The 20,109-nt window shown below is 64.0% G+C and carries 17 protein-coding genes and 2 pseudogenes; 14 read left to right on the top strand and 5 right to left on the bottom strand.

Annotated elements, in window-relative coordinates:
- From ACFDTG_RS12870 to gltX, 3 genes and pseudogenes are all read left to right on the top strand, one after another.
- Positions 1-2,822 (top strand): annotated as a pseudogene (locus ACFDTG_RS12870) (DNA-directed RNA polymerase subunit beta'); the annotation flags it as partial.
- 146 nt (positions 2,823-2,968) lie between these two features.
- Entirely contained in the window at positions 2,969-5,302 is a 2,334-nt protein-coding gene (locus ACFDTG_RS12865) for a putative bifunctional diguanylate cyclase/phosphodiesterase (RefSeq protein WP_375291439.1), read from the top strand.
- A 63-nt stretch (positions 5,303-5,365) separates the two neighbouring features.
- Positions 5,366-6,712 (top strand): glutamate--tRNA ligase, encoded by a 1,347-nt coding sequence (gene gltX, locus ACFDTG_RS12860; RefSeq protein WP_375291438.1) that lies wholly within the window; start codon positions 5,366-5,368, stop codon positions 6,710-6,712.
- Between the two features lie 28 nt (positions 6,713-6,740).
- On the opposite strand, the gene ACFDTG_RS12855 is transcribed toward gltX, so the two are convergent.
- Together ACFDTG_RS12855 and pyk are read right to left on the bottom strand one after the other, a co-directional pair.
- Positions 6,741-7,775, bottom strand: coding sequence for a collagen-binding domain-containing protein (locus ACFDTG_RS12855; RefSeq protein ID WP_375291437.1), 1,035 nt, complete (start codon positions 7,773-7,775; stop codon positions 6,741-6,743).
- Between the two features lie 123 nt (positions 7,776-7,898).
- A complete protein-coding gene (gene pyk, locus ACFDTG_RS12850; RefSeq protein ID WP_375291436.1) occupies positions 7,899-9,344 on the bottom strand; it encodes a pyruvate kinase in 1,446 nt (481 codons plus the stop codon).
- A 46-nt stretch (positions 9,345-9,390) separates the two neighbouring features.
- Here pyk and ACFDTG_RS12845 point away from each other — a divergent pair, with 46 nt between their 5' ends.
- The 6 genes from ACFDTG_RS12845 (at position 9,391) to ACFDTG_RS12820 (ending at position 13,692) form a co-directional block, all read left to right on the top strand.
- A complete protein-coding gene (locus ACFDTG_RS12845) occupies positions 9,391-9,702 on the top strand; it encodes a DUF1244 domain-containing protein (RefSeq protein ID WP_375291435.1) in 312 nt (103 codons plus the stop codon).
- Between the two features lie 81 nt (positions 9,703-9,783).
- On the top strand, positions 9,784-10,020 hold the full coding sequence (locus ACFDTG_RS12840) for a DUF2312 domain-containing protein (RefSeq protein WP_375291434.1): 237 nt from the start codon (positions 9,784-9,786) through the stop codon (positions 10,018-10,020).
- 107 nt (positions 10,021-10,127) lie between these two features.
- On the top strand, positions 10,128-11,003 hold the full coding sequence (locus ACFDTG_RS12835) for an SDR family oxidoreductase (RefSeq protein ID WP_375291433.1): 876 nt from the start codon (positions 10,128-10,130) through the stop codon (positions 11,001-11,003).
- A gap of 69 nt (positions 11,004-11,072) precedes the next feature.
- Complete coding sequence (locus ACFDTG_RS12830) at positions 11,073-12,389, top strand: amidohydrolase family protein (protein ID WP_375291432.1); 1,317 nt, start codon at positions 11,073-11,075, stop codon at positions 12,387-12,389.
- 20 nt (positions 12,390-12,409) lie between these two features.
- Positions 12,410-12,757, top strand: coding sequence for a heavy metal-binding domain-containing protein (locus tag ACFDTG_RS12825; RefSeq protein WP_375291431.1), 348 nt, complete (start codon positions 12,410-12,412; stop codon positions 12,755-12,757).
- A gap of 20 nt (positions 12,758-12,777) precedes the next feature.
- The gene (locus tag ACFDTG_RS12820) at positions 12,778-13,692 is read left to right on the top strand and encodes an alpha/beta hydrolase family esterase (RefSeq protein WP_375291430.1); all 915 of its coding nucleotides are present in this window, start codon (positions 12,778-12,780) and stop codon (positions 13,690-13,692) included.
- Positions 13,693-13,916: 224 nt separating this feature from the next.
- On the opposite strand, the gene ACFDTG_RS12815 is transcribed toward ACFDTG_RS12820, so the two are convergent.
- Positions 13,917-14,741: an alpha/beta fold hydrolase gene (locus ACFDTG_RS12815; RefSeq protein WP_375291429.1), complete on the bottom strand. Its 825-nt coding sequence runs from the start codon at positions 14,739-14,741 to the stop codon at positions 13,917-13,919.
- A 206-nt stretch (positions 14,742-14,947) separates the two neighbouring features.
- Between ACFDTG_RS12815 and ACFDTG_RS12810 the strand changes: the two genes are divergently transcribed.
- The 4 genes from ACFDTG_RS12810 (at position 14,948) to ACFDTG_RS12795 (ending at position 18,052) form a co-directional block, all read left to right on the top strand.
- Positions 14,948-15,691 carry a YebC/PmpR family DNA-binding transcriptional regulator gene (locus tag ACFDTG_RS12810; protein ID WP_375291428.1) on the top strand — a complete coding sequence of 248 codons (744 nt, stop codon included), beginning with the start codon at positions 14,948-14,950 and terminating at the stop codon, positions 15,689-15,691.
- A gap of 217 nt (positions 15,692-15,908) precedes the next feature.
- Positions 15,909-16,403 (top strand): crossover junction endodeoxyribonuclease RuvC, encoded by a 495-nt coding sequence (gene ruvC, locus ACFDTG_RS12805; RefSeq protein ID WP_375291427.1) that lies wholly within the window; start codon positions 15,909-15,911, stop codon positions 16,401-16,403.
- 273 nt (positions 16,404-16,676) lie between these two features.
- Positions 16,677-17,030 (top strand): ArsC family reductase, encoded by a 354-nt coding sequence (locus ACFDTG_RS12800; protein ID WP_375291426.1) that lies wholly within the window; start codon positions 16,677-16,679, stop codon positions 17,028-17,030.
- Positions 17,009-18,052: a glycerophosphodiester phosphodiesterase gene (locus ACFDTG_RS12795; protein ID WP_375291425.1), complete on the top strand. Its 1,044-nt coding sequence runs from the start codon at positions 17,009-17,011 to the stop codon at positions 18,050-18,052. The genes ACFDTG_RS12800 and ACFDTG_RS12795 overlap by 22 nt, the downstream gene beginning before the upstream one ends.
- On the opposite strand, the gene ACFDTG_RS12790 is transcribed toward ACFDTG_RS12795, so the two are convergent.
- Together ACFDTG_RS12790 and ubiG are read right to left on the bottom strand one after the other, a co-directional pair.
- Positions 18,009-19,145, bottom strand: coding sequence for an AI-2E family transporter (locus ACFDTG_RS12790; RefSeq protein ID WP_375291424.1), 1,137 nt, complete (start codon positions 19,143-19,145; stop codon positions 18,009-18,011). The genes ACFDTG_RS12795 and ACFDTG_RS12790 overlap by 44 nt on opposite strands.
- Positions 19,146-19,147: 2 nt before the next feature.
- The gene (gene ubiG / locus ACFDTG_RS12785) at positions 19,148-19,888 is read right to left on the bottom strand and encodes a bifunctional 2-polyprenyl-6-hydroxyphenol methylase/3-demethylubiquinol 3-O-methyltransferase UbiG (RefSeq protein WP_375291423.1); all 741 of its coding nucleotides are present in this window, start codon (positions 19,886-19,888) and stop codon (positions 19,148-19,150) included.
- A 48-nt stretch (positions 19,889-19,936) separates the two neighbouring features.
- Between ubiG and ACFDTG_RS12780 the strand changes: the two are divergent.
- Positions 19,937-20,109: pseudogene (locus tag ACFDTG_RS12780) on the top strand (aspartate kinase); the annotation flags it as partial.

Genomic DNA, 20,109 nt, shown 5'->3' with positions numbered 1-20,109 from the left:
GATCTATGGTCCTGGGCATCTATTACCTGTCGATGGAACGGCAGGAAAAGACGCCGGAATATCACGAGGAAGACGGCAAGAAGACCGAGAAGCTGCCCATGTTCTCCGACATGGCTGAAGTGCACCAGGCGCTCGAGACCAAGGCCGTTACGCTGCACACGAAGGTCATCGCCCGCGTTCCGCAGGCCGAAGAAGATGGCACGATCGTGATGAAGCGGTTCGAGACCACTCCGGGCCGCATGCTGATCGGCGAATGCCTGCCCAAGAACCACAAGGTGCCCTACGACATCATCAACCGCCTTCTCACCAAGAAGGACATCGGTGACGTGATCGACGAGGTGTATCGCCACACCGGCCAGAAGGACACGGTGCTGTTCGCCGATGCCATCATGACGCTGGGCTTCCGCCACGCGTTCAAGGCCGGCATCTCCTTCGGCAAGGACGACATGATCATCCCTGCCAGCAAGGACGGCATGATCGAGACGACCAAGAACCAGGTCACCGATTACGAGCAGCAGTATCAGGACGGTCTGATCACGCAGCAGGAGAAGTACAACAAGGTGATCGACGCCTGGAGCCGTTGCGGCGATCAGGTGGCCGAGGCCATGATGGAAGAGATCCGCAGCCAGCCCATCGGCGACGATGGCAAGCAGGCACAGATCAACTCCATCTACATGATGAGCCACTCCGGTGCGCGTGGCTCGCCAGCGCAGATGAAGCAGCTCGCCGGGATGCGCGGCCTGATGGCCAAGCCGTCGGGCGAGATCATCGAAACGCCGATCATCTCGAACTTCAAGGAAGGTCTGACCGTTCTTGAATACTTCAACTCGACCCACGGCGCCCGCAAGGGTCTGGCCGACACGGCTCTCAAGACGGCGAACTCGGGCTACCTGACCCGCCGTCTGGTCGACGTGTCGCAGGACTGCGTGATCGTCGAGGATGACTGCAAGACTGAGAATGCTCTGGTGATGCGCGCCATCGTTCAGGGTGGTTCGGTGATCGCCTCGCTCGGCGAACGTATCCTGGGCCGCACCACAGCCGAAGATATCGTCAACGCCGCCACCGGTGAAGTGATCATCAAGGCCGGAACACTGCTCGACGAACCTATGGTCAAGGAGATCGAGGACGCCGAGGTGCAGCAGGCCAAGATCCGTTCGCCGCTGGTCTGCGAAGCCGAACAGGGCGTTTGCGGCACCTGTTACGGTCGTGACCTTGCCCGCGGTACGCCGGTGAATATCGGTGAAGCCGTCGGCGTCATCGCGGCACAGTCGATCGGCGAGCCGGGCACTCAGCTCACCATGCGCACTTTCCACATCGGTGGTGCGGCGCAGCTCAACGAAACGTCTCACCTCGAAGCGGTGTCGGACGGCAAGGTCGTCTATCGCGACATGCCCACCATCACCGACAAGCGGGGCCGCATCCTGTCGCTCGCCCGCAATGGCGAACTGGCGGTGATCGATGCCGAGGGCCGCGAGCGCGAGATCCACAAGGTGCCCTACGGCACCGTGTTGATGCACAAGGACGGCGAGCAGGTGAAGGAAGGCGATCGCCTAGCAGAGTGGGACCCGTTCTCGCTGCCGATCATCACCGAACAGTCCGGCTTGGTGAAGTACCAGGATCTTATCGACGGCACGACCATGGAAGAGCGCGTCGACGATGCAACGGGTATCGCCCAGCGCGTCGTCACCGAAGTGCGTGCCGCCGGTCGCAAGAAGAAGGACGATCTGCGTCCACGCTTGACGCTCATGGGCGAAGGACAGAGCGACGACGGGGAAACCGAGGCCCAGCGTTACATGCTGGCCCCGGGCACCACGCTGTCGGTCGAGGACGGTCAGCAGGTCGAGGCCGGTGACATCCTGGCGCGTGCATCGCGTGAGGCTGCCAAGACGCGCGACATTACTGGTGGTCTGCCGCGTGTTGCCGAACTGTTCGAAGCCCGCCTGCCCAAGGACAATGCGATCATCGCCAAGATTTCCGGCAAGATCGAATTCGTTCGCGAGTACAAGGCCAAGCGCAAGATCGCGATCATTCCCGAGGAAGGCGATCCGGTGGAATACCTGATCCCCAAGACCAAGGTGATCGACGTGCAGGAAGGCGACCACGTGAAGAAGGGCGATACGCTCATCTCGGGGTCCCCCAACCCGCACGACATCCTGGAAGTCATGGGTATCGAAGCACTGGCCGAATACCTCGTGAACGAGATCCAGGAAGTCTATCGACTCCAGGGCGTGAAGATCAACGACAAGCACATCGAGGTGATCGTTCGCCAGATGCTGCAGAAGGTCGAGATCACCGAGGGCGGCGACACCACCTTGCTTCCGGGCGAGCAGGTCGACTTCGACGAGATGCGCGAAGTCAACTCCAAGCTCGGCAGGGGCAAGAAGCCTGCCGAGGGTAAGCCGGTGCTGCTGGGCATCACCAAGGCTTCGCTCCAGACGCGCAGCTTCATTTCGGCAGCTTCCTTCCAGGAAACCACCCGCGTGCTTACGCAGGCGGCGGTCGAAGGGAAGAAGGACACGCTGATCGGTCTGAAGGAGAACGTGATCGTGGGCCGTCTCATCCCGGCCGGCACCGGCGCGGGCATGAACCGCATGCGGATCACCGCCTCTGGTCGCGATGCGGCTCTGCGGGCGCAGTGGAAGAAGGCGCAGGACGCTATCATCGCTGCTCAGACCGCCGAAGAAGAGCACGAGGCCGAATTGGCTCAGGGTTCGGAAGCGGCGATCGGCGACGATCCGTTGGCGACAATGGAGGGGGAAACCCACGGCACAGATGCCGATGCGGGCGAGTATCTCAACCCCGAAGCGTCCGACAGCGAATAGATTTCGGTCTAACTCGAATTAACAACCCCGCCGGAGCGATCCGGCGGGGTTTTTTGGTTTTCACGGAGGCGAACGAAGCCCGCGGATATTTACGCTCGCTTAAGAGTATCTAAATTAATCTACGGCGCACGGTTGGAAGCTGATTGTTGAGAAATTCGGCAACTGAAGATGAAAGCTATCTCAGGCTGGAGCTATCGCGCCGGTTGCAGAGTTTCGCGCGCGCATCCACCTTCTCGCTTCTGACGTCGATCGCCACTATCGCGGTTCTGGCAGGCGCCTACGCCCACGGGGAAAACGCGTGGATGTTACTCGTCTGGGCTGGAGTCGCGGCTTTACTGGTCCTCGCTCGTCTTTACCTGGGACGCAGTATTCTCCAGCCGGACTCCTCGCTCGCCAGCTTGCGAAGGGACTGGCGCCGGACCAACTGGCTACTTTCGCTGGGAAGTACTAATTGGGCAATCGGGCTCGTCCTTGCGGCATGGGTTGGCGAGAACCGGTCTCCGGACGTTTTCGCCGCAGTCGGCGGAGCGATGCTGACCAACGTCCTTCTGCTCCATCGCACCACGCCGGCCGCTGCCGGGGTCCATGCGTTGGTGATTGCAAGCGCGCTTATCGCGGCGGAAGCGATCGCGGTCGGATGGTCGGCGTGGCCGCTCATGCTGTTGATCGCCCTTATCGGCGTCAGCCTGTTCGCAGCGATCAGGATCCAGGATCGGCAATTCGTGAAAGCCTGCCGGATCGAACACAAGCAGGAAGAGACCGAGAAGACGGTCCGGTTGCTGCTCAACGAGCATGAGGCGCAGGCCGCCGACTGGCTGTGGACGATCAGCCACGAAGGCGCCTTACGTGAGGTGTCTTCGCGCTTTGCCGACGTCGTCGGACTTCGTGTGGAGGATCTGGAGGGCCGGCACTTCCTCTCGCTGATCGAACCCGGCTTCGAGCGCGACCGATTGCGGCACTTCATCGAGAAGGGTGTCGCCTTTCGCGATGAACCCGTCCCTGTGACAGTAAACGGGGCCCTGCGATTCTGGCGCCTTTCCGCTCACCCGCGTTCCGATGGAAGCTTCACCGGGGTGGGTCGGGACGTAACCGAACAACGCGAGCTAGATGAACGCGTGCGCTATATGGCGTATTACGATCCGCTGACGGGTCTGGCCAACCGCCACCTCTTCAACCAGCAGCTGCGCGATGCCTTGTGCGTGCCCGATGAAAAGGTCAGGCACGTAGCGCTGCTCTTCCTCGATCTCGACGATTTCAAGGCCGTCAACGACACCCAGGGTCATAATTTCGGCGACAGCCTGCTGCGCGAGATGGGGGAGCGTTTGCGACGCGAAACCGCCGACGCGGGGCTCTGCGCGCGGCTCGGGGGGGACGAATTCGCAATACTCATTGAATCCGCGGCTGGAGACGGGATGCTGATAGAGCGCGCGCATCGTCTGCTTGCTGCCATGCGCGAGCCTTTCCAGATCGAGGGCCAGGTCGTTTACACCTCCACCAGCGTGGGCGGGGCGCGGGGGCAGGCGGGCGTAAACGCCGACGAGCTGATGCGCCGGGTCGACCTTGCCCTCTACGCGGCCAAGGCGCGCGGTCGGGATGCCTTCGCGATGTACGACGAGACGCTGGATCAGAAGGCGAAAGAGCGTAGCAGCATCCGCACCGAACTGACCGAAGCGCTGCAACGCAAGGAACTGGAGGTTTTTTACCAACCGATAATCGCTCTCGATAGCGGCGAGACCGTAGCCTACGAGGCTTTGCTGCGGTGGCGGCACCCCGCCCGGGGCCTGCTTCTTCCCGACCAGTTCCTCACGATCGCGGAGGAATCGGATCTCATCATTCCAATCGGCGACTGGGTCGTCCGCCAGGCTCTTGCCGATGCCGCGGAATGGGAGGGCGATTTCCGGCTATCCATTAATCTTTCGCCCAGCCAGACGCGGCATCTTCATTTGCTGACGACCGTCGAAGACGCTCTCGCCACCAGCGGCATCGCCGCAGGGCGGCTAGAGTTCGAGATCACCGAACACGTGCTGATCGAGGACGCCGCGGCCGGCGCCGCCATGCTGGAGCGGTTGCGTAAACTCGGTCTACAGATCGCGCTCGACGATTTCGGTACCGGATATTCTTCTCTGAGCTATCTGCGCCGCTATCCCTTCGACCGGATCAAGATCGACCGCACCTTCGTGGCCGACATAGAGACCAGCGACGAAGCGCGCGCCATAGTATCCACGCTCACCCGCCTCGCCGATGCGCTGGGCATGCGAACCACGGCGGAAGGACTCGAACGGCCCGGTCAGCTCGATCTGCTGCGCAAGCTCGGCTGCCATGAAGCTCAGGGGTTCTTCATCATGGAGCCCGTTCCGGCAGACCAGATAGCGTCCACGCTGGACCCTGGCGGAGAATTCGCAAGCGGCGAGAGGAAGATGGCCGAATATCGAGCGGCGCGAAAAGCCGTCATCCAGAAGCGCGACTCCCGCGTGGCGTGAACGCGCCCACTCGTTCGGTCCGCCTCGCCAAGAGCGCAGAGGCGCGCTATCGGCCCCTTCGCCATGACCACTGCCACCCGTTTCGCCCCCTCCCCCACCGGCCGCCTTCATGTCGGCAATATCCGCACCGCGCTGCATAACTGGCTGCTGGCCAGAAAGCATGGCGGACGGTTCCTGCTGAGGATCGACGATACCGATTCCGCGCGTAGCCGCGAGGAGTATGTCGACGGCATTCGGGCCGATCTGGATTGGCTGGGTCTCGATTATGACGGCGAGGAGCGTCAGTCGAAGCACCTCGCATCGTACGAGGCTGCGTTCGAACAGCTCCGCGCGGCGGGGCGCGTCTATCCCTGCTACGAAACCGCGCAGGAGCTCGAGCTGAAACGCAAGATCCAGCTCGGCCGGGGCCTGCCGCCGATCTACGATCGCGCGGCCCTTTCTCTCGGCGAAACAGAGCGCGCTGCGAAGGAAGCACAGGGGGAACAGCCGCACTGGCGCTTCATGCTGGATCACGGCGAGGGGATCGAATGGCAGGACGGCATCCGGGGCGCACAGCACTTCGACCCCGCCCAGCTTTCCGATCCTGTGATCCGCCGCGCTGGCGGAAGCTGGCTCTACATGCTACCGAGCGCGGTGGACGATCTGGAAATGGGTATAACGGATGTGCTGCGCGGCGAAGACCACGTGTCGAATACCGCCGTGCAAATTCAGATGTTTACCGCACTTATTGCTGCGCAAGATCATGCAGCACAAATGCCCCGATTTTCCCATGAGGCGCTGCTGGTGGGGCGGGAGGGCAAGCTCTCCAAACGTCTCGGCTCGCTATCGGTGGAGTCCCTGCGCGACAGCGGGATCGAGCCTTCCGCCGTGGTCGCCCTGTTGGCGCGGCTCGGCACATCACAGCCTGTCGAAGCCATTCTGGATCGACAGATCCTGATCGACAGTTTCGATCTCGACAGCTTCGGTCGTGCGCCCGCGCGCTTCGACGAAACCGAACTGGAGCGACTGAACGCAGCGGTGGTGCATCAGCTTCCGTTTGATCAGGTCAAAGACCGGCTCCCCCGCGATATGGACGAGGCGGGCTGGCATGCGGTCCGCCCCAACTTGGCAAGCGTCCCGGAAGCGGCGGACTGGTGGCAGATCGTAACCGGCCCGATCGCGCCCCCCGCGTTTACCGAAGAAGACCGCGCCTATCTGGCAGAGGCGGCTCGTTTGCTCGAATGGAGCCCGGAGCCGTGGCAAGCACTGACCAGCGCGCTCAAGGGTGCAACCGGGCGCAAGGGCAAGCCTCTGTTTCTGCCCCTGCGTCAGGCCCTGACCGGGATGGACCATGGCCCCGACATGGCGGAGCTTCTGCCGCTGATCGGAGAGGAGCAGGCGCGCGCCAGGCTGGCACGCGCCGCGGGATAATCAGCTCTCTCCGTTAGCCCGATATCGATCAGGCAGCGAAAGCCAGCCTCGAAGTGCGACGACGGGCAGCCCGCATGCCGCCGCCGATCATGCCGAACCCTAGTACCAGCATCGCCCAGGTCGCAGGTTCGGGAACGGCGCCGCTCGGCGTCGGGCTGAAGTCCGGGCCCAGCGTGCCGAGGTGGATTTCGCCGTTCTGCTGCATGCTCTTCACCACGGTGCTGCCCTGAACGTAGTTCGCCAGCTGAGCGACGGCGTTCGGTGCGAGGACGGATCCGGCGAAACGGGTCCCGACATTGAGGGTGGTCGCTTCGGAAAAGTTCCACAGCACGTTCTGGCCCAGCCCATTGCTGCTGCCCAGGAAGTTGTCGTTGAGCGTCACATTGGCGCCGGAAACATTGACGATGACGGTCTTCGCGCCGTTCAGGTTGAACTGGATTTCGCCGATGCTGTCGAGCTGCCCCGCCGTGATCGAGAACACCGCCTGACCCATGGAATCGGGCACCACGTCGAACGTGGCCTTGTTGAAGGCGAAAGTCGCGGCGTTGGTCGCGGACATGCCGGCAAGCGTGCTCGACAGGTCGCCCAGTGACTGGGTCAGCGCAGCCCCTTGCGCGGCGAGGGCACCGGCAAAGCTCGCGCCGAGATTGGCGTTGACGGTATTCTGGTTGATGTTCGTGTTCTTTACCTGGCCACCGGCATTCACTGTCTGAGGCGCGCCGTTGAGGTTGAAACCGCTGTACACCGTGCCACCGATATCGGCGCCCGAACCGTTATTGAGGTTCTTGTGTCCCCCGCTCACGTCCCCGACCACCGTCAGGCCGGCCGTGCCATTGGCAGAGCGTCCCGATTGCCTGATCGAGTAGTTCGACGAATTACCAGTCAGATTGCCACCGACGAAGGTGCGGCCTTCGACCTCAGAACTCGATGTCAAATTGCCCAGCACGATCAAGTTCCACTCGCGCATGGCGTCGAGGCCCGTGATGAGCGTGCCGGCAGAAGCCGGAGCCGGAACGAACGAAACGCAAAGCGCCGCAAGCGATGCGAGATAAAGTTTACGCAATTGAGGTCCCACCCTTTGAAAACGTCCGCGTCCGATATAAGTTTTTAATCCGCACTTGGCAATCGTTACTGGGCGTCGTGCCTTTGCTGGGCGACCGGCATTTCGACCCTGTCCCGATCTGGGTCAGTATGTATCGAGTTCGTTGCCCGTCAGGGTCACCACATGAAGCAAATTCGTCGATCCCGGGGTGCCGAATGGGACGCCGGCAAGGGCGATCAGCTTGTCCCCTCCCTTGCCCAGACCGTGGCGAAGCGCCATTCGCTTGCCCTTGGCGATCATCTCTTCGAAGCTGCCGATGTCCTTGGTCGCGACCGCATGAGCGCCCCATAGCAGACCGAGCCGTCGCGCGGTGGTGGGCGATGGGGTCAGCACCAGCATCGGCACGCTGGGACGTTCGCGTGCAACCCTGCGCGCGGTGGAGCCTGATCCGGTGAAGACCGTGATGGCCTTGATCGCCACCGTATCGGCGATGGTCATGCAGGCATGGCTGAGCGCATCGGCGGTGGTGCTGTCGGGCGGGGTTTCCAGAAAGCGGACCCGGGCGAGATAGGCCTCGTCCCGTTCCACCTGGATCGCGATCTTGTCCATGATGGTGACCGCTTCCTGCGGCCAGTCGCCCGCCGCGGTCTCGGCGGAGAGCATGACGGCATCGGCGCCATCGTAAACGGCGTTCGCGACGTCGGACACCTCGGCGCGGGTGGGCGCGGGGCTTTCGATCATGCTTTCCAGCATCTGGGTTGCCACGATCACCGGCTTGCCCGCCGCGCGCGCCAGATTGACGATCTTTTTCTGAAGCGGCGGCACTTCCTGTGGCTCCAACTCCACACCCAGGTCGCCGCGCGCCACCATGATGCCGTCGGCCATCTCGATGATCTCGTCGAGCCGGCGGACGGCGCTGGGTTTCTCGATCTTGGCACACAGCGCGCCCCGCCCGCCCATCAGACGACGTGCTTCGGCCAGATCTTCGGGCCTCTGCACGAACGACAGGCCGATCCAGTCGACGTTTTGGCTCATCGCGAATGCGAGATCGCGCCGATCCTTGTCGGTCAGCGCCGGGATCGGCACTTCGGCATCCGGGACGTTGACGCCCTTGCGATCGGAAATCACCCCGCCGACCTCGGCCTTGCATTCGATATGGTCGCTGTCGGCCGTCATCACCACCAGGCGGATCTTGCCATCGTTGATCAGCAGGCGCTGGCCTTTCTCCATCAGCCCGAACAGTTCGGGGTGGGGCAGTTGCACACGGGTTTCGTCGCCAGGCTCGTCGCTCCGGTCGAGCGTGAAGCGGGCGCCGTGCCGGATCAGGGCCTGCCCGTCCTTGAACTTGCCGACCCGCAGCTTCGGCCCCTGCAGATCCGCAAGGATCGCGATCGGGCGATTGAACTTGCGCTCGACAGCGCGGATCGCCTTGATCGTTTCGGCATGAATCTCATGCTCGCCGTGGCTCATGTTCACGCGAAAGGCGTCAGCCCCCGCCTTGAACAGCGCCTCCAGCATATCCTGATCGCGGCTGGCGGGCCCGACGGTGGCGAGTATCTTGACCTTGCGGCTACGCGGTTCGAACTTCATGGGCGGCTCTATGGCAGAGGTCCATGGCAGTTTGAAGGAGGATTGATTGGCCGGAACCAGCGATACGCTCGAAACCCTCGACGATGCGGTGGCCGCCGCCGCCTTTCGCCGATTGGTTCGCCACCTGAGGCAGCGGCATGATGCCCAGAACATCGATCTGATGGGCCTATCCGGGTTCTGCCGCAATTGCCTGGCGGACTGGATCAGGGAGGCGGGATACGAAGGAGACAAGGCGGCCGCGCGCGAACTCATTCACGGAATGCCGATGGATGAATGGAAGGACCGATATCAGTCCCCAGCCACGCCGGAGCAACTGGAGCGGATGGAAGCGAGCGTCGCGAAGAATCGCGTGGATTAGCCGAGAGGCGGGTTCACCCCTCGGCATCGGACCGCTATCGGCCCGGCCAACCGATTCTCACATCACCGGAGCTTTTTGAAAATGGCCGAGACCACAGACGACCGCCTGCGCCTTCTGATCGAGCGCATCGAACGCCTCGAGGAAGAAAAGAAGGGCATCGCCGACGACATCCGCGATGTTTACGCCGAAGCCAAGGCGGTCGGCTATGACGTGAAGATCATGCGCCAGATCGTGCGCCTGCGCAAAATGAAGCCCGACGACCGGGCCGAGATGGAGACCATCCTCGACACCTATAAAGCCGCTCTCGGCATCGGCTGAGGCGATGGGGCGCGCGCCAGATCCGGCGCTCGCTTAAAGTTAATCGGCGGAACCCTGCCGCCCCCCAGTCATAGGCTCTCTTGTACGCCTAATTCACGAGAGCCCCTATGACCCACGAGACCGACACCAAAGCTGCCTTCATCCTGGAGACGAAGGAAGAACCGCGGATGCCCGGCCATGAAAGCCGGATGGACGACAAGCCGGAGTGGCAGCCGCGCTATCCCGGCTCCGGGCGCCTTGATGGCAAGGTCGCCATCGTCACGGGTGCGGACAGCGGTATCGGTCGGGCCACCGCCATTCTGTTTGCGCGCGAAGGCGCCAAGGTCGCGATCGCCTATCTCGAGGAAGACGACGACGCCGAATTCACCGCCGCCCGCATCGCCGACGAAGGCAGCGAGGCGATCCTCCACAAGGGCGATCTCGGAAACCCCGAGGTGGGACGGGCGCTGGTGGAAAAGGTGATCGACAAATGGGGCCAGCTCGATGTGCTGGTCAACAATGCGGGGGAACAGCACCCCGACAAGGACATCACCGATATCACCGTGGAACAGCTCCAGCGCACCTTCCAGACCAACATCTTCTCGATGTTCTATCTGGTTCAGGCTGCCCGCCCGCATCTCAAGAAAGGCGCTGCGATCGTGAACTGCACCAGCGTGACCATGTATCAGGGCTCGGCCGGGCTTCTCGACTATTCCTCCACCAAGGGCGCGATCACCGCTTTCACCCGATCGCTGAGCGAAAACCTGATCGAGGACGGCATCCGCGTGAACGCGGTGGCGCCGGGGCCGATCTGGACTCCGCTCAACCCCTTCGGCGGGCAGCCGCCCGAAGAGATGGACGATTTCGGCGAAAACACCCCCATGGGTCGCCCCGGCCAGCCCAATGAGGTGGCCCCTGCCTTCCTGTTCCTGGCATGCGAGGATTCGAGCTACATGTCGGGGCAGGTTCTGCACCCCAATGGGGGGACCGTCGTCAACGGCTAGTCGCGAGGTCGATTGACGCGCCGCCGTGGCGCATTAGGAGATTCCCCGCTATCTTTCGGGGAGACGAGAATGCGAGCCCTTACATTGCCGTGCGCCGTGCTTGCGGCCGCGATCGCGACGGTGCCTGCCGCAGGTCAGGAGACGGAGGCGGCGCCCGAAACCGTCTATATCCATGCCGGCCATTTGCTGGCCGATCCCGCGGGGGAGCCGCGCGGGGCCAGCACGATCGTGGTGCGGGGAGACACCATTTCCGAAGTTCGCGACGGTTTCGCGCCCCCGCCTTCCGGCGCCCGGCTGGTGGACCTGTCGCAGGACTGGGTCATGCCCGGGCTGATCGACATGCACGTTCATCTGCTGGGCATCGGCGGCGATCCGCTACGCGCGCGGCTTTCCGCGCTGACCAGCGACGAGGCGGACGACTTGTTGATCGGCGTCGGCAATGCGCGCGATACGCTGATGGCGGGATTTACCACCGTTCGTGACCTCGGCGCCAGTGCCCGCCCGATCCGCGCCCTGCGCGATGCGATCGCGCGGGGCGACGTAACTGGCCCCACCATCGTCAACGCGGGCGAGCCGATCTCCGTCACCGGGGGGCATGGCGATCCGACCAACGGGCTGGCCGAAACCTTTGCCGACGCCGTCCACGCCCATGTGGTCAACACCTGCGACGGACCGGACGACTGCCGCCGGGCGGTGCGCCAGCAGGTGGCCCTGGGCGCGCAGGTCATCAAGTTCATGGCCACCGGCGGTGTGCTCTCCAATGTGGCGGGCGGGCTTGGCCGCGCGATGACGCCGGACGAGATGCGCGCCGTGGTCGAAACGGCGCACGAGCTGGGCCGCAAGACCGCCGCGCATAGCCACGCGGCTGCGGGCACGCGCGCCGCGGTGGAAGCGGGTGTCGACAGCATCGAACACGGCACCTTCATGGATGACGAGACGCTCGCCCTGATCAAGCGCAAGGGCACCTGGCTGGTCCCGACCATGCTGGCGGTAAACACGGTCACGCATCAGGCGGAAGACGGCGCGCTACCGCCCAATGTCGTCCCCAAGGTGCGCGAGGCCGCCGCCGCCGCGAACCAGAGCTATCGCATGATGGTCTCCTCGGGCGCGAAAATGGCGTTCGGCACGGATACCGGCGTTTCCAAACACGGCGAGAATGCCAAGGAGTTCGCCCTCATGGTTCAGGCGGGCATGACCCCGGCGCGCGCCATTCGCGCGGCAACCGTCGACGCTGCCGAGGCGCTGGGACGCAGCGATCGCGGTCGTATCGCCGCCGGCATGGTCGCTGACATCGTGGCGGTTGACAGCGATCCGCTGTCCGATGTGCGCGAGCTGGAAGACGTGGATTTCGTCATGAAAGGCGGGCACATCGTCCGCGAAGACTGAGAAGTTAGGAGAAGCAGAGCATGGCCGGACCCTGGAAGGACGCACGCGGGATTACCGTCACCACCACGCCCACGATTGAAGGACACCCGATCCAGGAGTATCTGGGCATCGTGACGGGCGAGGTGATCGTGGGCGCCAATCTGTTCCGCGATCTGTTCGCCAATATCCGCGATATCGTGGGTGGCCGCTCGGGCAGCTACGAACGCATCCTGTCCGACGCGCGCAAGCAGGCGATCGAGGAATTGCAGGCCGCCTGCGGCGAACGCGGCGGCAATGCGGTGGTGGGCGTCGATCTCGATTACGAAGTCATTGGCGATACCGGTTCGATGCTGATGGTCAGCGCCAGCGGCACGGCCGTGCGAACCTGACGTACGAAGGCGAAACTTTCATGCGCATTCCGATTCTCGCAGCTTTGGCCTTCGCCGCATTCGGCGCTTTTCCGTCAGCGGCATCGGCGCGCTGCCTGCTCCCTGCGGCAGGCGAAACGGCACGGGTCGATATCGCCGGGGCTGGCACCGGAGCCATTGTCCATACGCCCAGGGGCTACCGCGACGGGGGCACGCCGGTGCCACTGGTGTTCCTGCTTCACGGCAGTGGTGGCACCGGGGCGGCAATGCTGCGCGACAGCAAGCTGGCCGAGACTTCGGACGCGCAAGGCTTCATCCTCCTCGCGCCCGATGCCGGCATAAAGCTTGGCGCCGGCTTTGCCTGGAACATTCCCGGCGTGCCGACGGTCGCCGGAGAATTGCCGTCTCCGCAAGACCGTGACGATGTCGCCTTCATCGGGGCGCTGGCCGATGCTCTGGTCCAGGGCGGATGCGCGGATGGCGAACGGCAATATGTCACCGGCCTTTCGGGCGGCGGCCGGATGGCATCTTGGCTGGGGTGCGTGGCGAGCGACCGCTTCGCCGCCATCGCTCCGGTCGTCGGCCTGCGCGCGGGGCGGGCCAAACCCGAGGACGAAAGCGCGGTCGATCCCGAGACATGTCAGCCCAACCGCGCCATGCCGGTGATGGCCTTTGCCGGTCTCAAGGACAACACCAACCCGCTCGCGGGCGGCCAGGGGATGCGCTGGGGCTATTCCATGCACGCCGCCGAACAGCGCTGGGCGCAGCTCAACCGATGCATGGCATCACCGACGACGGGCTGGGTCGCCCGCGGCATTTACGAAGAGCGGTATGGCGACTGCGCCGACGGTTCCGAAGTCGCCGCGCGGATAGATGTGAACGGCGCCCACAGCTGGGTGGTCGACAATGACGCCATGTGGACCTTTTTCGCCCGCCACCGCCGTTCGGGCAACTGATATAGCCCCCGTAGCTACGGGCGCGAGGTTGGCGATGGAGGGGCTGCAGGCCGCATGCGGCGAACGCCGCGGCGCGCATGGATCTCGATTGTGAGGTGAGCGGCGATACTGGATCGATGCTGCTGGTCAGCGCCAACGGGACGGCGGTGACGGTCTGATCGCGCCGCCCCATGAGCCTTTACGAATCGATGCCCGCCGGAATGATCCCGGCGGGCGGAATTCGATCATCGCTGCATGAATTCCAGCAGATCGCTGGCAAGCCGGTCCGTTTGCGTCGCAAACACGGCGTGCGGCTCCCCATCATATTCGATAAGCGTCGAACCGGAGACCTTTTCAGCCACCTGACGGCCCGTCGCGTCGATGGGAACGGTCTTGTCCTTCGTCCCGTGAATGACGAGCGTCGGTACGTTGAAGCTGGCGAGATCGGGCCGAAAATCGGTGTTGGCGAATGCACCGGCGGATTTCAGCGTGGCCCACTGGGCGCTCATCATGGTCGTCATCCATGCCCACTGCTTTTCTTCATCGGATACCTTGTCGGTCACCCATCCGTCGCCATAGAAATCCTTGAAGAAGTCGGTGAAGAAGGCGCGAAAGTCCTTCTTCATGCCTTCCGTCATCTCGTCCAAGGTGGATTGCGGGACGCCGTCGGGATTGTCATCGGTCTTCTTCATGAAGGGAACGACCGAACTCACCAGGGCGACCCGGCTGACGCCCTTGCCCTGATGCCTTGACAGGTAACGCGCGATTTCGCCGCCACCCATGGAAAAGCCCACCAGCCCGACATCGCTGTCGAGCCCGAGCTCCTTCATCAGATCGGCCAGATCGTCCGAGAAAGTGTCGTAATCGTAACCGCTCGCCGCGTGGTCGGAACGGCCGAAACCGCGCCGGTCATAGGCAATCGCCTTGAAGCCGGCTTCGGCGAACTTCATCATCACCGGGTCCCAGCTGTCGCCCGACAGGGGCCAGCCGTGGATGAAGATTACGGGCCGGCCTTCGCCGACATGTTTGTAGCGGATGCGAGTACCATCGCGGGTTTGAAAAGAGGGCACGCAAGGTCCTTTCTGTATCGATGCGGTTCCCTCAACCAATCGCGCCTCATCGCTAATGTTCCTGAGTGCCGGCAATCCCGCCGTCGGCGACATTCGCGCCGCAATTCGCCCCGGTTGCCTCCCCCGGCATCCCGAGTGTAAGGGCCAAGCCATAGAGCGGCTCCGTCAGCGGGCCTCTCGCCAGAGCATCACTTTCGAAGGTTCCAATGGCCGGCCATTCCAAGTTCAAGAACATCATGCATCGCAAGGGCGCGCAGGACAAGAAGCGCTCCGCGATGTTCTCCAAGCTCAGCCGCGAGATCACCGTGGCCGCCAAGATGGGCATGCCCGATCCGGACATGAACCCGCGCCTGCGCCTGGCGGTGAATGCGGCCAAGGCGCAGTCCATGCCCAAGGACAATATCCAGCGCGCCATCGACAAGGCGACTCAGGCCGATGGCGAGAATTACGAAGAGGTCCGCTACGAAGGCTATGGCCCGGGCGGCAGCGCCATCATCGTGGAAGCGCTGACCGACAACCGCAACCGCACCGCCACCAACATCCGCACGGCGTTCAGCAAGAACGGCGGCAACCTCGGCACCGAGGGCAGCGTGCAGCACGGCTTCGAGCGGCTGGGCCTGATCGAATATCCGGCCAGCGCTGGCGACGAGGAAAAGGTGCTGGAAGCCGCGATGGAAGCGGGCGCCGAGGATATCGAGAGCAGCGAAGACGGGCACACCATCTGGACCGCCGCGGAAGACCTTCACCAAGTCGCGGGCGATCTGGAAAAGGTGCTGGGCGAGGCGGAAAACGTCAAGCTGGCGTGGAAGCCCAATATCACGGTCGAAATGGACGAAGGCAACGCGGGCACGCTGATCAAGCTGATCGACGTGCTGGAGGACGACGACGACGTCCAGACCGTGTGGGGCAACTACGACATCTCCGACGACGTGATGGAAAAGCTGGGGTGATGGACCCGATCCTCCCCCACCGGGGGAGGGGGACCGCCCGCAGGGTGGTGGAGGGGCAGGTGCCTCCCCTTTCGACTTTCCATTTGCCTGAGACTTTGCCGCCCGTGCCCCTCCACCATGCTTCGCATGGTCCCCCTCCCCGTTCCGGGGAGGATTTCTCGTCTCCTGGCCGTTCCGGGGAGGATTTCTTGTCTCCCGGCCGCTGCAAGACAAATCCATGCTGATCCTGGGGCTCGACCCTTCGCTGTCCTGCACCGGCTGGGGCGTGGTCCGGGCCGAGGGCAGCCGCCTTGCCCATGTTGCCAATGGCCAAATTCCGACCGATGCGAAGGCTCCCATGGCCGAGCGGCTGGCGCATCTTCAGTCCGCCCTGGCCGAAGTGATCGCCGCTCACCGCCCCGACCGGGCCGCCGCCGAAGAGGTCTTCGTCAACAAGAACCCGCAATCCACGCTGAAGCTGGCGCAGGCGCGCGGCGCGGTGCTGGCGGCCTGCGGAGCGGCGGGGATCGCCGTGAACGAACATGCCGCGCGGCTGGTCAAAAAGGCGGTGGTGGGAACGGGCGCGGCGGAGAAGGCCCAGGTGCAGGCCATGCTGAAGGTGCTGCTTCCCGGCGCGCGGATCGCGGGCGCGGATGCCGTCGATGCGCTGGCGGTGGCCATCGCTGACGCGCATCTTGCCCCGCGCGACCGGGCCGACAAGACAGCGCGATAAACTTCTGTCCTACATGGGTTCGCGGCGTTATCCGGCTGCTATGAGCATTGTCATTTCTCCCCGTTTTCACAGTCTTTCTCGAGACTGCGACGCGGTGCTGCGCAGGGTTACAGCCGGGGCCCGCAAGGCGACGCCGCAAGCGTTCAAGGTGACGCGGCATTTCTCCAAACTGACACGAAATCCCCGCAAGGTGACGGCTTTGCACGCAAGGTTCCAAAACTATGCCCTGGACCGTGGTCCAAGCGGTCCATGTCTCGCCGCCGGAGGCGTGCGATGAGCGTTGAAATCTACGGCATCCCCAACTGCGACTCGATCAAAAAAGCCCGTAAATGGCTGGAGGAGCAGGGGCTCGACTACACCTTCCACGATTACAAGAAGGAAGGCGTCGATGCAGGTGCGCTGGAGCGCTGGGCGGACACCTGCGGCTGGGAAGTGCTGCTCAACCGGCGCGGCACCACCTTCCGCAAGCTGGACGAGGCGGCGAAAACCGACATCGACCGCGACAAGGCGCTTGCGCTGATGCAGGCGCACCCCAGCCTTATCAAGCGCCCCGTCGCCACCCGCACCGATGGGGACAGGGTGCTGGTGGGCTTCGCGGTCAGCGAGTGGGAGAACGCGTTTTGCTGAAATGGCTGCTGGCGGCGCTGGCGCTGGCCCTCCCCGCGCCATCGTGGGGGGCGGACGATTTCATCCTCATCGCGCATCGCGGCGCCTCGGGCGAGCGGCCCGAGCATACGCTCGCCAGCTACGAGCGCGCGATCGATGCGGGCGCCGATTTCATCGAGCCCGATCTGGTCCCGACCAAGGATCTGAAACTGGTGGCCCGGCACGATACCGAGCTCAGCGACACCACCGATGTCGCCTCGCGCGAGGAATTCGCGGGGCGAAAGCGCACCAAGGATGTCGAAGGACGGCTGGTCAGCGGGTGGTTCGCGGAGGATTTCACGCTTGCCGAATTGCGCACGCTGCGCGCCCGCGAACGGCTGACGCCGCTGCGCCCAGCGAATGCCCGTTTCGACGGGCTCTACCAGATCCCCACCTTCGAGGAGATCGTGGCGCTGGTGAAGGCGAAGGAGGCGGAAACGGGCCGCCCGATCGGCATCTATCCAGAGCTCAAGCATCCGACCATGCTGCTGGAACAGGCGGGTATCGACGTGGTGGACCTGTTCGCGGCCGCACTGAAGACCGCGGGGCTGGACAAGGCGGACAGCAAGGCCTTCGTCCAGGTCTTCGAAATTGCTCCGCTCAAGCGGCTGAACCGGCTCATCGACACGCCGCTGGTCCTTCTGATCGCGCCCGATGGCGGCCCCTATGACGAAAAGGGGCTGAGCTGGCTGGACGTCATGACACCCTCGGGCCTGGCGGAGGTGGCGACCTACGCCGATGGGATCGGGCCATCCATGGGCTATGTGATCGATGCGCAGGGGCAGCCCACCTCGCTCGTCGCCGATGCGCATGCCGCCGGGCTGAAGGTCCACCCGTGGACGCTGCGCAAGGAGAATGCCTTCCTGCCGCCCGCGCTGCAAAATCCCGGCGGGCCCGGAGCGCGTGGCAAATTGGGGGAAGCGCTGGCGCAGCTACGCGCGGCGGGTATCGACGGTCTGTTTACGGACGATCCGGCAGTGGTCGTTCCACTTCTGCGGCGCTGAGTTCCGCATCAGCCACCGTCTTGCCATTGCCGTCGCGCCGGGCGGCATATTCGCTCGGCGTCTCGACCTCGTCCCCCAGCGTGGCGCGCGAATAAAGCGCCACCCACAGCGTGTAGAGCACGATGGCGAGCGGCCCTGCAAAGAACAGCCCGAAGGTGCCGAAAACATAACCGGCCCCCAGGATCAGGAAGATATACCAGCCGGGCGGAACGGACACCACGCGTCCCGTCACCAACGGGGTGACGATATTGGCCTGCACCACACGCGCCAGCGCATAGGTCAGGAAGACACCCCACAGATTGCCCTCCCCCGCGGCGGCGAGCAGAAAAGCCGGCACCATGGCCACGATGGGGCCGACATAGGGAATGAATTCGGCCAACCCGCCCAGCAGGCCCAGCGCGCCCCACGCCGGCACGCCCGACAGATAGAGCCCGCCCGCAAACAGCGCGCCCATGACCATCATGGAAACACTCTGCGTCACCAGCCAGAGCCGCAGCGCAACGCCGATCTCGCCCAGCGTCCGGTCGGTCAGCGCGCGCCACTTGGGCGGGCTCATCATGGCGAGGCCCCGGCGATAGCGCGCCGGATCGGCGGCGAAATAGACGGCCGCGGACAAGATGATGATGAGGTTGAACAGGACGATCGCCGATCCGCGCAGGATCGATCCCGCCTCGTTGGTGAGCCAGGTGACGGTGGCGCGGTTCTGCAACGAAGAGAGCAGGAGCCTGCCGACCGGCCCGGTCTCCAGCCGGTTTTCCATCGCCCGCCAGGCACGCGGCAATTCGACGCTCAGCATCTCGGTCTGGAATGCGATTTCCGCGTAGAACAGATAGCCGAGCAGCCCCAGGGTGCCAAGGAGGATGAGAGTGGCGGCTGTCATCGCCAGCTTGCGGCTGAAACGGAGGCGGCGCTCCAGGAAACCCGCCAGCACGGTCAGCAGCACCGCCACCAGCAGTGCTCCGAAAGCGAGCAGCAGCAGATTGCGTACGAAGAACAGCACCGTCAGGAACATCGCCAGCATGACGAGCATGAAGGTGCGCCGGAGAAACGCGTGATCGTCCGGATGCGGGTAGAGAATCGGCCGTTTCGGCATGGTCAGCCCGCGTGGCGTGCCGAGAGGATAATGTCGAGCGACAGATCGTCGGAGAGATGCAATCCCCTGACGGGCGTTGCCGCAATGCCGCGCTGCGACACGATTTCCAGCCCCGCCGCTGCAAGCAGCTCGGCAAGCTCTTCCGGCGTGACGAATTCGGCCCAGTCATGCGTTCCGCGCGGGACCGCGCCGACGAGCTCCGCCCCCTCCACCAGCAAGGCGCGGCTTTTCAGCGTCCGGTTGGGTGTGGACAGCACCAGCAGGCCATCGGGCGCAAGACGCGCGGCGAGCTGGGCCATGAAGGCCCCCTTGTCGGCGACATGTTCGAGCACTTCCATCGACGTGACGAGGTCGAACCGGGCGAGTGCCATCCCCGATAGCTCGCCTTCGCGATAGTCGATGGACAAGCCCATCCGATCGGCATGGATCTGCGCTGCGGCGATATTCTCTCGCGCCGCGTCGACACCGGTGACCTCGGCGCCCAGCCGAGCCAGCGGTTCGCACAGCAGACCGGCGCCGCACCCGACATCGAGCGCCGTCTTGCCCGCGAGCGGCTTGCGGGCGCGCACGTCACCCTGCCAGTGCCGGTCGATGGCGTCGCGAATGAAAGCCAGCCGCACGGGATTGAGGCGATGCAGCATCGCCGAGGATCCCTTCGGATCCCACCAGTCCGCCGCCAGAGCGCCAAAGTGCGCCGCCTCTTCGGGACGGATGGTTGCGGTTGTTACAGTTGCATCGCTCATGCACGCTCCGTAACAGCCCCGCGCAACCACTTCCAGCAGGAGCACCACTTGGCGCGGATCGTGATGAAATTCGGCGGCACCAGCATGGCCGGGACCGAGCGTATCCGCCGGGTCGCCAATCTGGTGCGGCGGCAGGCCGCAAACGGGGACCAGGTGGCGGTCGTCGTCAGCGCGATGGCGGGCGAGACCGACCGCCTCGTCAACTTCTGCCGCGAGGCGAA

Origin of the sequence: Qipengyuania sp., assembly GCF_042095715.1 — a bacterium.
GTDB lineage: Bacteria > Pseudomonadota > Alphaproteobacteria > Sphingomonadales > Sphingomonadaceae > Qipengyuania.
Note: the sequence above shows the minus strand (reverse complement) of the source record. Positions and strands in the feature narration are given on the sequence as shown.